The organism is Thermococcus aggregans (genome assembly GCF_024022995.1).
In the GTDB taxonomy this organism is placed as follows: Archaea; Methanobacteriota_B; Thermococci; order Thermococcales; family Thermococcaceae; genus Thermococcus_A; species Thermococcus_A aggregans.
The window spans coordinates 1,173,021-1,186,658 of sequence record NZ_CP099582.1 but is presented as its reverse complement, the minus strand read 5'-3'; the positions used below and the strand labels follow the sequence as shown (position 1 = coordinate 1,186,658).

13 protein-coding genes and 1 pseudogene are annotated in these 13,638 nt (G+C 43.2%); 8 read left to right on the top strand and 6 right to left on the bottom strand.

Going from position 1 to position 13,638, the window contains the following annotated elements; all coding sequences use genetic code 11:
- Nucleotides 1–94 precede the first annotated feature (94 nt).
- The 4 genes and pseudogenes from NF865_RS06530 to NF865_RS06515 all read left to right on the top strand — a co-directional run bounded on the left by NF865_RS06530 (nucleotide 95) and on the right by NF865_RS06515 (nucleotide 4,862).
- Complete coding sequence (locus NF865_RS06530; protein WP_253303959.1) at nucleotides 95–1,357, top strand: BMP family lipoprotein; 1,263 nt, start codon at nucleotides 95–97, stop codon at nucleotides 1,355–1,357.
- A 53-nt stretch (nucleotides 1,358–1,410) separates the two neighbouring features.
- Nucleotides 1,411–2,939 (top strand): annotated as a pseudogene (locus NF865_RS06525) (ABC transporter ATP-binding protein).
- The gene (locus NF865_RS06520) at nucleotides 2,929–3,960 is read left to right on the top strand and encodes an ABC transporter permease (protein ID WP_253303958.1); all 1,032 of its coding nucleotides are present in this window, start codon (nucleotides 2,929–2,931) and stop codon (nucleotides 3,958–3,960) included. Before NF865_RS06525 ends, NF865_RS06520 begins: the two are co-directional and overlap by 11 nt.
- Nucleotides 3,957–4,862 carry an ABC transporter permease gene (locus tag NF865_RS06515; protein WP_253303957.1) on the top strand — a complete coding sequence of 302 codons (906 nt, stop codon included), beginning with the start codon at nucleotides 3,957–3,959 and terminating at the stop codon, nucleotides 4,860–4,862. The genes NF865_RS06520 and NF865_RS06515 overlap by 4 nt, the downstream gene beginning before the upstream one ends.
- An 8-nt stretch (nucleotides 4,863–4,870) precedes the next feature.
- Here NF865_RS06515 and NF865_RS06510 read toward each other — a convergent pair whose 3' ends face one another.
- From NF865_RS06510 to NF865_RS06495, 4 genes are all read right to left on the bottom strand, one after another.
- Entirely contained in the window at nucleotides 4,871–5,839 is a 969-nt protein-coding gene (locus NF865_RS06510; RefSeq protein ID WP_253303956.1) for a metal ABC transporter solute-binding protein, Zn/Mn family, read from the bottom strand.
- 328 nt (nucleotides 5,840–6,167) lie between these two features.
- The gene (locus tag NF865_RS06505) at nucleotides 6,168–6,446 is read right to left on the bottom strand and encodes a hypothetical protein (RefSeq protein WP_436317645.1); all 279 of its coding nucleotides are present in this window, start codon (nucleotides 6,444–6,446) and stop codon (nucleotides 6,168–6,170) included.
- A gap of 27 nt (nucleotides 6,447–6,473) precedes the next feature.
- Nucleotides 6,474–7,121 (bottom strand): phosphoribosyltransferase, encoded by a 648-nt coding sequence (locus NF865_RS06500; RefSeq protein ID WP_253303954.1) that lies wholly within the window; start codon nucleotides 7,119–7,121, stop codon nucleotides 6,474–6,476.
- Between the two features lie 78 nt (nucleotides 7,122–7,199).
- Nucleotides 7,200–8,519, bottom strand: a complete 1,320-nt coding sequence (locus NF865_RS06495; RefSeq protein WP_253305599.1) for a M20/M25/M40 family metallo-hydrolase — start codon at nucleotides 8,517–8,519, stop codon at nucleotides 7,200–7,202.
- A 72-nt stretch (nucleotides 8,520–8,591) separates the two neighbouring features.
- Between NF865_RS06495 and NF865_RS06490 the strand changes: the two genes are divergently transcribed.
- Nucleotides 8,592–8,846: a hypothetical protein gene (locus NF865_RS06490; protein WP_253303953.1), complete on the top strand. Its 255-nt coding sequence runs from the start codon at nucleotides 8,592–8,594 to the stop codon at nucleotides 8,844–8,846.
- 38 nt (nucleotides 8,847–8,884) lie between these two features.
- On the opposite strand, the gene cysS is transcribed toward NF865_RS06490, so the two are convergent.
- Nucleotides 8,885–10,309, bottom strand: coding sequence for a cysteine--tRNA ligase (cysS, locus tag NF865_RS06485; protein ID WP_253303952.1), 1,425 nt, complete (start codon nucleotides 10,307–10,309; stop codon nucleotides 8,885–8,887).
- 125 nt (nucleotides 10,310–10,434) lie between these two features.
- Between cysS and NF865_RS06480 the strand changes: the two genes are divergently transcribed.
- The 3 genes from NF865_RS06480 (at nucleotide 10,435) to mrtA (ending at nucleotide 12,933) form a co-directional block, all read left to right on the top strand.
- Entirely contained in the window at nucleotides 10,435–11,325 is an 891-nt protein-coding gene (locus tag NF865_RS06480) for a peptidylprolyl isomerase (RefSeq protein WP_253305598.1), read from the top strand.
- A 96-nt stretch (nucleotides 11,326–11,421) separates the two neighbouring features.
- A complete protein-coding gene (locus tag NF865_RS06475; protein ID WP_253303951.1) occupies nucleotides 11,422–12,336 on the top strand; it encodes a hypothetical protein in 915 nt (304 codons plus the stop codon).
- Entirely contained in the window at nucleotides 12,337–12,933 is a 597-nt protein-coding gene (gene mrtA, locus NF865_RS06470) for a CPBP family archaeomyxosortase MrtA (protein WP_366513773.1), read from the top strand.
- Here the strand turns inward: mrtA and NF865_RS06465 are convergent.
- Complete coding sequence (locus NF865_RS06465) at nucleotides 12,920–13,591, bottom strand: DUF4097 family beta strand repeat-containing protein (RefSeq protein WP_253303950.1); 672 nt, start codon at nucleotides 13,589–13,591, stop codon at nucleotides 12,920–12,922. The genes mrtA and NF865_RS06465 overlap by 14 nt on opposite strands.
- Nucleotides 13,592–13,638: the final 47 nt, after the last annotated feature.

The window sequence follows — 13,638 nt, the reverse complement described above, 5'->3', positions numbered from 1 at the left end:
TTAAAAACCTAAGGCACTCACTCAAAACAACCGCAAAGTATATATTAAATTGTTTTTCAGTATCCCTACACAACTCCCAGGGAGGTCGATCTACATGAAGAGAGAGTTAGCAGCATTTTTAGTAGGAATTTTACTACTTAGTGTTGCTATTAGTGGTTGTATTGGTGGAGAAAGCACAGAAACTCAAACAAGTATTTCCCAATACGCGGGAAAAATTGCAGTTGTTTACGACGTTGGTGGAAGAGGTGATTTGAGCTTCAACGATATGGCATATCTTGGAGCTTCAAAGGCCGCAAAGGACTTTAACCTTGAACTTAAGGAAGTACAAAGCAACAGCGAATCCGATTACTTACCAAATCTTAGAAGTCTCGCCCAAAAGGGAGAGTACGACCTTATTATCGCCGTTGGATTCATGATGACTGATGCCGTAAAGCAAGTTGCTGATGAATTCCCTGACCAAAAGTTTGCCATTGTCGACGGTTACATCCCAGACAAGCCAAACGTTGTAAGCATTCTCTTTAAAGAAAACGAGGGCTCAGCTCTTGTCGGGGCTTTAGCGGGATTAATAGCAGCTAACGACGGCAAAGACAAAGTAGGTGCCGTCCTCGGTGTTGAAATCCCAGTTCTGTATAAATTCGAAGGTGGATACAGATTCGGTGTCGCTTGGGCTGAGGATTACTACAAGCAAAAGACTGGAAAAGACGTCAACATTGATATCCTTTACACCTACACTGGTTCATTTACCGACCCTGCAAAGGGTAAGACCGCAGCCCAAGCTCAGCTCGGTCAGGGCGCATGGGTCATTTACCAAATCGCAGGTGCTACAGGATTGGGAGTCTTCGATGCCGTTTATGAATACCTCAAGAGCCAAGGAAAAGAAATGGGGCCCCCATTTGCAATTGGTGTTGACTCAGCCCAAGACTGGATTAAGCCTGGAGTCATAATTGCTTCAATGATGAAGAGAGTTGACGTCGGTGTTTACAGGGCTGTGGAGATGGCTATCAAGGGCAACTGGCAAGGAGGAATAATGGAGCTCGGACTCAAAGAAGGCGGTGTTGGAGTAAGCACAATCGATGATGTCAAGGAGATGTTCAACTCACTTCCAGAAGAGACAAAGAAGCAGAAGCTTAAAGAGCTTGGCTTTACAAGCGAAGACGAGCTGTTCGCCAAACTTGAAGAGACAAGAAACCAAGTTCCAGACTGGATTTGGGATGCCGTAAAAGAGCTTGAGGAAAAGATAAAGAGCGGAGAAATAAAAGTCCCAATGGCAACCACTAAAGACCAGATAGAGGCTATAAGAAACGCCCAGACATGGCAAGAAATGGAAGAATTAGCAAAGCAGTGGGAAAGCAGCTGATTTCCCTTATCCCTTTTTAACTTTCTTTTACAGCTTCTTGGGGGGAGTGCGCTATGGAAGAAGTTCCGATTATCGAAATGAAAGGAATCGTCAAGATATATCCAGACGGAACAAAGGCTCTAAAAGGTGTTGATTTCTCTGTAAAAAAAGGTGAGATTCACGGTTTGTTAGGTGAGAACGGGGCTGGAAAAACTACTTTAATGAAAATCCTCTCTGGAATGCTCCAGCCAACTGAGGGTAAAATCTTTGTTAAGGGTAAGGAAGTGAGATTTAAAAGTCCAGCAGATGCCCTTGCAAACGGAATTGGGATGGTTCACCAGCATTTTACTCTCGTTGATGTTTTTGATGGGCTTCATAACATCATACTTGGAATGGAAGGTCACGGTCTTTTCTCCAAGATAGATGTTGAGAAAGCAAAAGAGAAATTACAAAAACTTATGGATGAGCTGAACTTCCAAGTTCCTCTAGATGTGCCTGTTGAAAACCTTCCAGTAGGTGTTCAGCAGAGAATTGAGATATTAAAAACCCTCTACAGAGACGTTGACGTTCTCATTTTGGATGAGCCAACCGCAGTGCTAACACCAATAGAAGTCAAGGAACTCTTTGAGGTGCTCAGAAAGCTGAAATCCAGGGCAAAACAATAATATTCATTAGCCACAAGCTCAGAGAGGTCATGGAGATAACTGACAGGGTAACCGTTCTAAGAAAGGGAGAGGTAATAGGAACAGTCAATACAAGCAAGACCTCTCCAAAAGAACTGGCTAAAATGATGGTTGGGAGAGAAGTCGTCCTCAAAATAGAGAAGCCACCGAAAGAACCTGGAAAACCCGTGTTTGAAGTAAAAGATTTATGGGTGAAAGGAGATAGGGGCGAAGACGCAGTAAAAGGACTTACATTTGAAGTAAGAGCTGGAGAAATCTTCGGAATCGCTGGCGTAGAAGGCAACGGGCAGACGGAACTTATAGAAGCCATAAGCGGGTTGAGAAAAGTAGAAAAAGGTAAAGTAATACTCAACGGAAAAGACATAACTGGCAGGCCTCCGAGAGAGCTCTATGATCTTGGAATGGCGCACATTCCAGAGGACAGAATCCATATGGGGCTTGTCGTAGAAATGAGTGTGGCTGAAAATTCAATTCTTGGACTTCACTGGAGAGAGAAGTTCAGAGGTCCGTTAGGACTTATAAGATGGGACAAGGTCAAAGAACATGCGGCAAAGCTCGTAAAGGACTTCGAAATTGCCGTTCCAAGCATCGAAGCCCCAGCAAAAAGTTTGAGCGGAGGAAATCAGCAAAAGCTCATAGTTGCAAGGGAAGTCAGCAAAGAACCTGAGTTTATAATTGCATCCCAACCCACAAGAGGTGTAGATGTAGCATCAACTGAGTATATACGAAACTACCTGATAAAGCTCAGAAACGAGAACAAGGCAGTTCTTCTGGTTTCTGCGGACTTGGATGAAGTGCTACAGCTTAGTGATAGGATGGCAATAATCTATGAAGGTCAATTCGTGGGCATAGTGAAGCCCGAAGAGGTTACCGAAGAGCAAATAGGACTAATGATGGGGGGTATTAAGCATGAGAGTTGATATCAAAGAATTCGCAAAGCCCCTTATAGAAAGCCTGATAGCAATAGTAATCGGAATCGCAGTAGGTGGAGTTATTCTAGCATTCTCCGGCTACAGCCCGGTTGACGCTTATGTGGCACTTTTTGATGGTGCTCTCGGCTCAAAGTACGGATTAGCTATGACATTAAGCTCTGCAACCCCAATAATTCTAACAGCATTGACCTTTGGAATAGGGGCTAGGACGGGGCTATTTAACATCGGTGGAGAAGGAACAGTGTACTTCGGAGCAATAGCGGCAATTGTACTCACAAACTTATGGGGAAACATTTTGATGGGACTTTTAGGTGGAATACTAGCTGGAATAGTGTGGATGGCAATTCCTGCACTTCTAAAGGTCATTAGAGGAGTAAACGAAGTTGTATCCACAATCATGCTCAATTGGATGGCTTACTTCATAGCCCTCTATATAGTCCTGCAAAAAATACCCAACCCAGAAGACCCGAACAAGACAATAGCGGTTCCAGTCAGTGCGAGATTTCCAATTATAGTGAAGGGAACTGAACTTTCATGGGCCTTCGCGATTTCAGTAATGGCTGCCCTCATAACATACTACATCCTCTGGCACACAGGATTAGGATACGAACTTAGAGTGAGCGGGTACAATGAGAGAGCGGCCCGTTATGGGGGAATAAATCCAAAGAAAGCGGTTATATGGTCCTTCCTGCTCGGAGGTATCATGAGTGGTCTTGCGGGAGCGACAGAGGTAATGGGAAGGCCCCCAAGCTATGCAATAAGCCAAGGAATGGCAAATATATATGGCTATGGATTCGACGGAATAGGTGTTTCACTGGTTGGAAGAAACCACCCACTCGGAATAATATTCAGCGGAATCTTCTTTGGAATGCTTAAAGCAGGAGCCACGGCTATGCAGATCGAAGCTGGAGTTCCATTGGAGATGGTAAGGGTTGTGCAGGGTGTTATAGTTGTGGCCGTTGCAATCCCCGGACTTTTAGACCTTCTAAAGAGGGTGGTGAGAAGATGATAGAGGCCATTATTTCAACACTTATCGGAGCACTAACGGCAATGGTTCCACTAGTGCTCACGAGCGTAGGAGCGGTAGTAAGCGAGAGAGCAGGTGTAGTAAATATAGGATACGAGGGAATACTTCTCATGAGCGCATTCTTTGGGGCAATGTTCGCAGAGGTCACTGGAAGTCCATGGATAGGTCTTTTGGGTGGAGCCTTTGTGGGCATGCTCCTTGGAATGCTTCACGGAGTCATTACAGTTTATTTGAAGGGAGACCACGTCATTCCGGGTATAGGTGTTAACCTCTTGGCACTTGGTATTGTGGCTTTTGGAATCCCCGCATATTGGGGAACCGCAGGCCAGCATGTAGTGCCCGACACCTTCAGAGTTTCGCCCATAATAAAAACTCCCTACGGAAGCTTAAGCCCCATGGTTCTTATAACGATCATTATAGCAATCTTGACACATTGGGTGCTCTTTAAAACGCCGTTAGGCCTTAGAATAAGGGCAGTAGGTGAAAATCCTGAAGCGGCAGATGCGTTAGGTATAAACGTGGAGCGCTACAGATTTCTGGCAACAGTCTATGGAGCAACCCTTGCCGGACTTGGTGGAGCATTTATGAGCGTTGATTGGCTTGGAACAGTCACAAAGCAGCTTTCAGCAGGTAGAGGTTTTATTGCATTGGCAAACATGGTGTTCAGTGGATGGAACCCATTGAGGGCCCTCCTCGGAGGCTTCATCTTCGGATTCTTCGACAACCTTTCAGTGTGGGTAAGAACTAATCCAGAGATTCAGAAAATCATTCCATGGCAGTTCGTTGCCACACTTCCATATCTAGTGACATTGATCATTGTGGCAGGAATAATAGGAAAGGTAAGGCCTCCAAAGGCCGATGGAAAGCCATACAAGAGAGAGTGAGCTCTCTACTACTTTTTTATTATTACCCCAATAGCCGTTCCGAGAGTAATGCCCACTATAAGGGCAAGAATTACATACGTTGTGTTAAGACTTGTTTGTTGAGGAACCTGTTCTAAAGGATAAGTTCTAAATGCAGAGGCTATATTAGCTGAATTTTGAGCTAAAACTTCGGTATAATTCTTTCCGCTCCACATAACGGAAACTTTGACCGCAGGAACTCCTGCTCTTTTTGAAAGCTCAAGGGCAGCATTTTTCAACTGCTCCGGAGACTCCTCAGAATACACTATGACATCAACAGATTTAGCAACCTCTAAGAGCTCATCCACGCTCTTGGTTGGAACTTCTTCTTCGGGTTTTATAGAATCAACAACTACAATCCCCATCCATTCCACGGCATACTGATGAGACGGAAGCTCTATCAAGGCCTTCTTCCCGTTTAAGTCAAGTTTTTGGTATGCTAAGATAATTCCCTCCACTTTTGCCTCAAACTCAGAAAGCTGGGAGTCTAAGAAACTGTAAGATGGATAAAGCTCTGCTAAAGCAACTCTTACGGTCCTTGCTATTGCAAGGGCATTATACGGATCCAGCCAGATGCCATGAGGATTGTACTTGTTGTTGTACCACCTCTCTGGCAGATAGCGGAAGCCGTATCTCTGGTAATCCTCTATCTCAAGAACTTTCCCTTTCAGAAAGCCCTCTTTTTCAAGTTCTTCTATTTTCCTCTCGCTGGGCAAGTGGCCTATTGTGACTATAACATCTGCCCTTTGAAGTTCTTCAATCTGCTCTGGTGTAAGCTGGTATTGATGCGGATCAACGCCAAGAGGGACGAGGTATTCAACTTGAACAGTGCCCCCAAAGGCTTCCTTAAGTATCTCAGCTACGGGAGCTATACTCGTAACTACCAAAGGCTTCTCCTGAGCCAAAGTTAAAGGAGATATCAAGATAAGCATGAACAGTAACGTTGCCATCTTTTTCATTTTAGGTCACCCTAACAAAATTGGAAGGAGATATTTAAAGCTTTTTCAATCGAATTTTTATATGAGAGAGCCCATATATGATACCTAGCCAAGTCCCAACTTGGCTCTTATCAAAATTATTAGAAAATGAATCCCAAAGAGCAAGAACACAAAAAGGAAGGGGAATGCGACAACTATTAAAAATGCAATTCCTTTTAACACCCACTTGCGCAGCCTCAAATTTCTCAGCCTCGGGAGGCTTAAATTAAACCAATAAAGATACAAAGTCTAGCATGTCACCTAGGTGAGCCATCAAAAATATAATGGAAAGGAATATTGAAAACGAATTTTATTCCCGATAGCCATTGTTCCGTCCATTTTTTATGTAGGGCTTTCCAATTGCTATGCTGAAGCCCTTAAAGGAATCGTCCTTGCGGTGGAACTCTATGGCCAACGGCAGGTTGTTATCTTCATTTATCACTATCCTAACGATTCTAGCACGCGAATGATCGTTCAGATACTCTTTTTTAAGCTCATCGTAGTGTTCGAGAGCATCATTTATTGCATCCTCATGCATGTCATAGATTTCTCTGGAGTAATTGCTGTGCTCCTTTATTGATTTTATCATATCCTCCTTATCCAAGGTATCACAACCTTAGGCTTTGCGCCAAGCTTTCCCATCCCATTTAAATATTTTTCTCATCTGGGCAAATTTTAAGGCCTCTTCCAACTTTTCCTTCGGAACCTCCATACCATGGAGCTCTTTAAACAGCTCAATTATTTCATCTGAAGTTAGAGCTTCCTTTTCTTCAAACAAGTTGTTTACGAGATTTATCATGTCCTCAACAAAGTTCCATGGAAAGACTATCCATGCCCAATCAATTTCCTCCCCAAAGTAATCGGGCTTAAACTTTGAGGTTTTTATTGTCAAAAGAGTTGCAACTTTTATTTCACCTGGATTTTTGCTCTCAACATAATTCTTTGCCAGAGTTAAGCTTTCTCCTGTGTCAGCTATGTCATCAACTATCAAAACCTTCTTGCCCTCAAAATTGTACTGGGTGCCGTATTTCAATCTTGCCTTCCCATCTGGCGTTGCTGTAACTCCCCAGTGCTCCACCTTAATGCTTACAAGGTCTTTAACGCCAAGATAGTCACAGTAGAGCCTTGCTGCAACCCAGCCGCCTCTTGCAAGACCTACAACAACATCTGGTATCCACCCTTCCTCAAGAACCTTGAGAGCTCCTTCCTTAGCCCACTTTTCTATGTCGTCCCAAGAAGCCAAGTATGCTGGAAACTTCTTCATTGATTTCCCTTACTGACGTTAATATTCAAGAAATATTTAAGCTTTTCCCACAAGAGAAATAGAAAAAAAGAACCAAAATTATCCTCCAATCAACCTAAGTGCAACCTCTTTGTACACTTCTGGAAGAAGTTTGAGCGAATCTAACTCAACATATTCATTTGGTCCATGAATGTTGCCGCCCCTAGGACCAAAGTCTATTGCCTTAACCCCATACGGTGTGAAGAACCTGGAGTCAGCAGCTCCAGGGCCTTCTACGGGTTCCGCTTTCTCCCCAAACTTTTCAAGCGTTTCAAGCATTGCTTTTACTATTTCGTCTTCTGGATGAGTGAAGAGATACCCCGCTTTCTCGTTGCTTTTCACAGCAAGCTCTGCCTCAGGGATGTTGAAGGCAATCACTTCTTCCAGAGTCCGCTCGATGTCCTCAGAGGAATAGCTCATCGCCCTTATGTCAAGCCTTAAAACGTGCTTACCCTCGCTGAATGAATAGAGGTTGGGAGTTATCGAGACTCCACAATCACTGTATTTCTCGGCTTTTATCGGTGCCCTCACCAATGGGACTATGGTCTTTAGAAGCCTTGTTAAACCAATATCCACTTCGACCTCGTCCCCTTCTCCGGGCTCGAGGTATTTGAGGGTCACTTCACTCGGCACAACGTTTCCCTTAATGAATTTCCCTTCAAGAGAAACTGCCAGAACGTTTGAGTTTCTCAAAAAGTGTGACAGCGCTATCATCGGATGGGTATCAACCCCGGGAAGGAAATAAGCAGCGTGTCTCGTCTCAAGGATTGGTGTACTTACCCTAAATTTCCTCTCCTTTACAGTTCCCCTAAGCTTTACTTTCTCAGAAGGTATGCTTATTGTAACTCCAAACCCTTTTCTCCTGCGTATTATGGGCTTCATACCGATGCCATCTGCATTTGCCATGTACTCGGGAAGGTTATTTTCGTTCTTCAGCTTCTCCGCAATGTGCATTGCCAAAGCTCCACCGATTTCTTCGTCACCGGTAAATGCGAATAGAACCTTTTCCTTAAGGTTCATTTTTGAAAGCTCTTTTAGTGCTAGCATTATTGAAGCAACGTTTCCCTTATCATCGGCACTTCCTCTTCCATAAGCTCTGTTTCCCTTGATAGTAAGCTCAAAAGGTTCAGTTTCCCACTCATCTCTGTTTACAGGAACAACGTCAAAATGTGCCATGAAAAGTATTTTTGGATTCCCTTCTCCTATTTCTCCATAGACCGCATAGTAGCCATCCTTTTCAATCAACTGCGCATCGATCCCCCACGAATTGAGGGTATCCAAGATGAACTTTGGACACTCCTTTGGTGGCTTTATCCCCCTTGTTGGGTCGTTCGTTGTGTCAAATTTTACCAGTTCTGAGAGAAGTTCGACAACATCCATAGGCAGCACCATTAAGATTTTCATCGAAATGATATTTAAGAATTTTCACTCCGACTATAGCCGGTGGTGAAAGTGAAGCCAAAACCAATGCTCTTTGAAGACCTGCCAAACGAAGTCACAGCTGCAGAAGAAGGAGATGAAGGGGTAGAAGAAGAGACCACAGTAGAGCAGTTTTTCGCCGAGAGCAAGGGCAATACGCTTTATTTCTCATACGCAACGACAAACGCAAAGATAACCATTGGAATATCCCACGAAAAAGCAAGCCTCGAAGAAATGGTAAAGGCAGCAAAGGAGCTCTTAGCAGAGTTCAAAAGGAAAAAGGAGTGAAATGAGATTACTTTCCTTTTTATCCGAAGCAGACTTCGCTAAACCTCTATCCTTTTCCAGATCGTTCCTTGAGGTGTGTCTTCAAGCTGAATTCCAAGCTCCCTGAGCTTGCTCCTTATTCTATCTGCAAGCTCAAAGTTTCTCTGTTTTCTAAGCTCTGACCTTACTTCAACTAGGAGCTCTATTAACTCTTCTTCTTTTGTCTCCTTGGACTCTTTGAAGTAGTCCTCGAAGATACCAAAGACCTCACTCACCATCTTGAAGAACTCAAGGGCTTTTCTAAGCACGCTTTCCTTGGGCTTTTCGACCCTTTCCAAGTATCTGTTTACGGCATTCGCAACCTCGAATATTGGCTTCATTGCCTCAGCCGTGTTAAAGTCATCGTCCATTGCTTCATAGAACTTCTTTCTCGCGTCCCTTATTGTCTCATAAAGCTCAAACTCCTCCTTGTCCCATTTAAACGGCGTTTCTGCCTTTTCAAGGGCTATTCTTATGTTTTCGAGTGTGTTGTAAAGCCTCTCAAGGTTGTTCTTTGCGTGTTGAATTCCCTCTTCAGTGTAATCCAACGGAGAGCGGTAGTGCTTTTGGAGGACGAAGAACCTTATGACCTCGGGCGAATACTTTTGGAGGAGTTCTCTGATTGTAACGAAGTTTCCAAGGCTCTTGCTCATTTTCTCCCCTCTTACCATTACAAAACCTGTGTGAAGCCAGTAGCGCACCCATTCTTTGCCCGTGCATGCCTCTGTCTGGGCTATCTCATTTTCATGGTGCGGGAAGATAAGGTCATTTCCGCCTCCGTGAATGTCGAACTGCTCACCGAGGTACTTGGTACTCATGGTGGAGCATTCTATGTGCCAGCCAGGTCTTCCTTCACCCCATGGGGAAGGCCATTTAGGTTCGCCGGGCTTAGCTTTCTTCCACAAGGCAAAGTCCTCTGGATTTTTCTTCCCTTCTCCGGGCTCAACTCTGGCACCCTTTCTAAGCTCCTCAAGATTTATCTTGCTCAGCTTTCCATAGTCCTGGTATTTTCTGACTTCAAAATAAACGCCGTCGCTTCCTTCATAGGCATAGCCCTTTTCTTCAAGCTTCTTTACAAACTCAATTATATCTTGAATGTGTTCCGTTACCCTGGGATAAATATCAGCCGGCTTCACTTTGAGGGCTTTCATATCTTCAAGGAAGAGGCGGAGAAACTTTTCAGCCAGCTTCTTCGGGTCTTCTCCGGTTTCGTTTGCCCTTTTAATGATCTTGTCATCTATATCGGTGAAGTTCATTACCATCAAAACGGTATAACCCTTATGCTCCAGATATCTTCTAATAACGTCAAACGCTATGTAAGTCCTTGCATGGCCCAAATGAGTGTAATCGTAAACAGTTGGCCCACAGACGTACATTCTAACCTCGCCATCTCTCAGGGGCTTAAATTCCTCCTTTTGCTTGGACATAGTGTTATAAACTCTCATCTCATTCACCCAAAGAGAGTTCCTCAAAGTTTTTATTAGATTATCGCTTCCGGCAAGTGCAAAGCTTAAAAACCCCCGTCCATAATCTAAACCAGTTTTTGAAAAAAGGAAAAAGGGAGGTTATGATTATGAAAGTAGCAAAGAAAGACGTAATAAGGCTCCACTACATTGGAAAGATAAAAGAAACAGGGGAGATATTTGACACGACTTATGAGGATGTTGCAAAGGAAGCTGGGATCTACAACGAGAATGGAATTTACGGGCCGGTTCCAATAGCGGTTGGCGCCGGGCACGTAATAAAGGGTCTCGATGAAGCCCTCGAAGGCTTAGAAGTCGGAAAGAAATACACAATTGAGGTTCCACCAGAAAAGGCATTTGGAAAAAGGGATCCAAAGCTCATAAAGACATTCACAATCGGCCAGTTCAGGAGGCAGGGTATTTACCCATTCCCCGGTCTCGACGTGGAAATCGAAACAGAGAGCGGAAGGAAGCTCAAAGGTAGAGTAATAAGCGTCTCAAGCGGTAGAGTTAGGGTTGACTTTAACCACCCATACGCAGGAAAAACCGTCGTTTATGAGGTTGAGATAGTCGAAAAAATAGAGGATCCAATAGAAAAAGTGAAAGCCCTAATTGAGCTCAGAATCCCAAGAATAGACCTCGAAAAAGTGCAGATCGAAGTGGGCGAAAACGACGTTAAAATAGACTTCGGAGAGCAACAGGTAGACCCAAGAACCCTTATCTTGGGAGAAATCCTTCTTGAGAGCGACCTCAAGTTCTTGGGATACGAAAAGGTTGAGTTCAAGCCAACTATTGAAGAACTCTTGAAGCCACCAGAGGCCAGGGAAGAAGTTGAAATCGAAGAAAAGACCGAAGAAGAGCAGAAAGAAGAACAAAAAGAAGAAGCGTCAGAAGAAAAGGAAACTAGCGAAGAAACAAAAGAAGAGTCCAAGAAGGCTGAAGAAGTGAAGGAAGAGCCTCAAGAAAAAGAGGAAACCGAAGAAAAAGAACAAAACTGAACCTTTTCTCTTCATCCTAATTTATACTCTTTTTCGAATATATTCGCATATAGTTCTATTTAAACAGTCAAACTTTTAATTGGTGGCTTAGAACTTGTGGAAGGGAGATCCATGACACGGGAGGATGTGCTTATCAAAGATCTTATCTATCATTTCAGTCAAGCGTATGAGGAAAAGATAAAATCAGCGATCAAAATTTCTAGAGAGATCGTTAATATGCCAATATCCCCATTTAACCCTTCAAAGGGGTACCATCCAGTTCTGGTATTTAGGAAATACTTCGGAGGCGTAAAAAAGGAAGTTCCAGTATCGCTTCTGGAGCTAAAAGTACTTAACAGATACAACATGCCCCCCTGGAAGAAAACAATAGTATTTGATCTGGATACAGATACCGCGGGAGAGTATACTTTTAACAACGCTCACATCATGTATATTGGAAATTCACGGAGCATAGAGTATATTACAAAAAAACTACAGGAAATCTTAAAGCTAATGCGAAAACCACCCATAGGAGTTACAATATGCTATGAGGAGATATATCTTGAATATGAAAGCAGCAAGTTTATTAAACTGGAAATACACGGTGGAGAATTTAGAATAGAGTCTAAAATATCAGAGTACAAAGTATTGGCAAGAATATTTGGAAGAGCTCTGCCATACATTGAGTCCACATTTCGCAGCAAAAACAAAGAGTTCTACAAGCTGTTGTTTGCTTACTCTCTGGAGAGTAGATCAGAGTTTGAGTCGTTTTTTATGAGATACATATATCCCAAGCTGAACCCAGAGCAAAAAGAGTTCTTAGACGAGATGCACGACTACAGAAACTTCATTACACTTCTATATGACAACCTCGCACGGATAAACAGAGGGACATTTCAAGATGAGGTGGGAGTAAGAATTAATAGAAGAATATCCTATGCTAGACCACTGGATATCGCCATTAGGTTTACAGACGGAGGAATTCAGGTAGGAAGAGAAGCTTTTAACCCTCTCGTAACCTTATACCTGTAGGTGTGCAAGTTGAAACTCGTAGCCCTCTACCTGACTTCAATCTTTCTTATATTTCTCAACCAGAAAGTCGGGAAAAACATCTATGAGTGGGCCTTTTATGATGCCCTTTTCTACGTCTTCATACCTCTAGCAGTTGCTTATCTACTTGGCTTCAAATCCCACGAGCTTGGTTTTAAAATAGGAAGAAAAGAGGGTTATACCTCGGCACTTGCCCTTTTCGTTCTCTCCCTTCCCGTAAGCATTTACGCATCCCGGCTGGAAAGCTTCAGGGCTTATTATCCGATATTTACCTACACCTCTTGGGGAGATTTTCTCTTCAAGGAGATTTTAATTGGCGTTATTATGTTTGCCCATGAGGCGTTTTACCGTGGAATTATTCTCTTTCCTCTTGCTAAGAAAAACGAGTGGCTTGGCATAATGGCTCAAAACATCCCCTACACTCTCGTTCACGTAGGCAAGCCGCCACTGGAACTTCCCTACTCGTTCATAGCAGGAGTAGTTTTTGCAAAAATTGATTTAAAGAGCAAGAGCTTTCTGCCAAGCTTCCTTCTTCACTGGATTGGTTCGGTAGTTTTTGATCTGCTCATAGTGCTTTAATAGCTATGCTCCCGTTTACAGTCGAAATCTTAATCTTATACTTCCCCTCCCCAAGAACTGCTTCAAATGACTTTGGCCCATGGAAAGGCGTTTTTGAAAGCTCTCCCGGAAGCTCAGAGGCTATTTTTCCATTAACAGTGCTCGCTTTTATCTCCGCATCTGCCTTTCTGGGAATATAAACTTCAATGTTCCCATTTACAGTCGAAATCGTGCTGTCTCCTTTTATCATTGAGAAAACGGTTTTTATAGACCCATTTACGGTTGAAGCTTTTTCAAAAAAGCAGCTCTCAAGTGATATTCTACCGTTCACAGTCGATACCTTTCCAATTTCCCTGACGCCTTTGATGCTTATTAAGCCATTAACGGTCCCGACTTTCTCGATCTTTATTCCCTTAGGAACCATGATTTCAAAGTTAACGGCACTTTCTCCAATGTTTATACCAAAGCTCCTTTTATGTTCAGTTTTAATCACAAGCATGTTTCCTTCCTTTCTTACCTTTATTTTTGGTTCCGCACCCAAAAGCCCCCATTTTTTCTCCGCTTTGAGTTTTATTGTATCTCCATCATACCCCTCAATCTTTATGGTGCCATTTACGTTTCCAATTTTCAGCGTTGTTCCTTCACTTAATTTGTACTCTCTCTCAACAACTTCAATCATAATCACCACCTCAATTAGATATAGTGTGGTCAAAGGAAAAGAAAAAT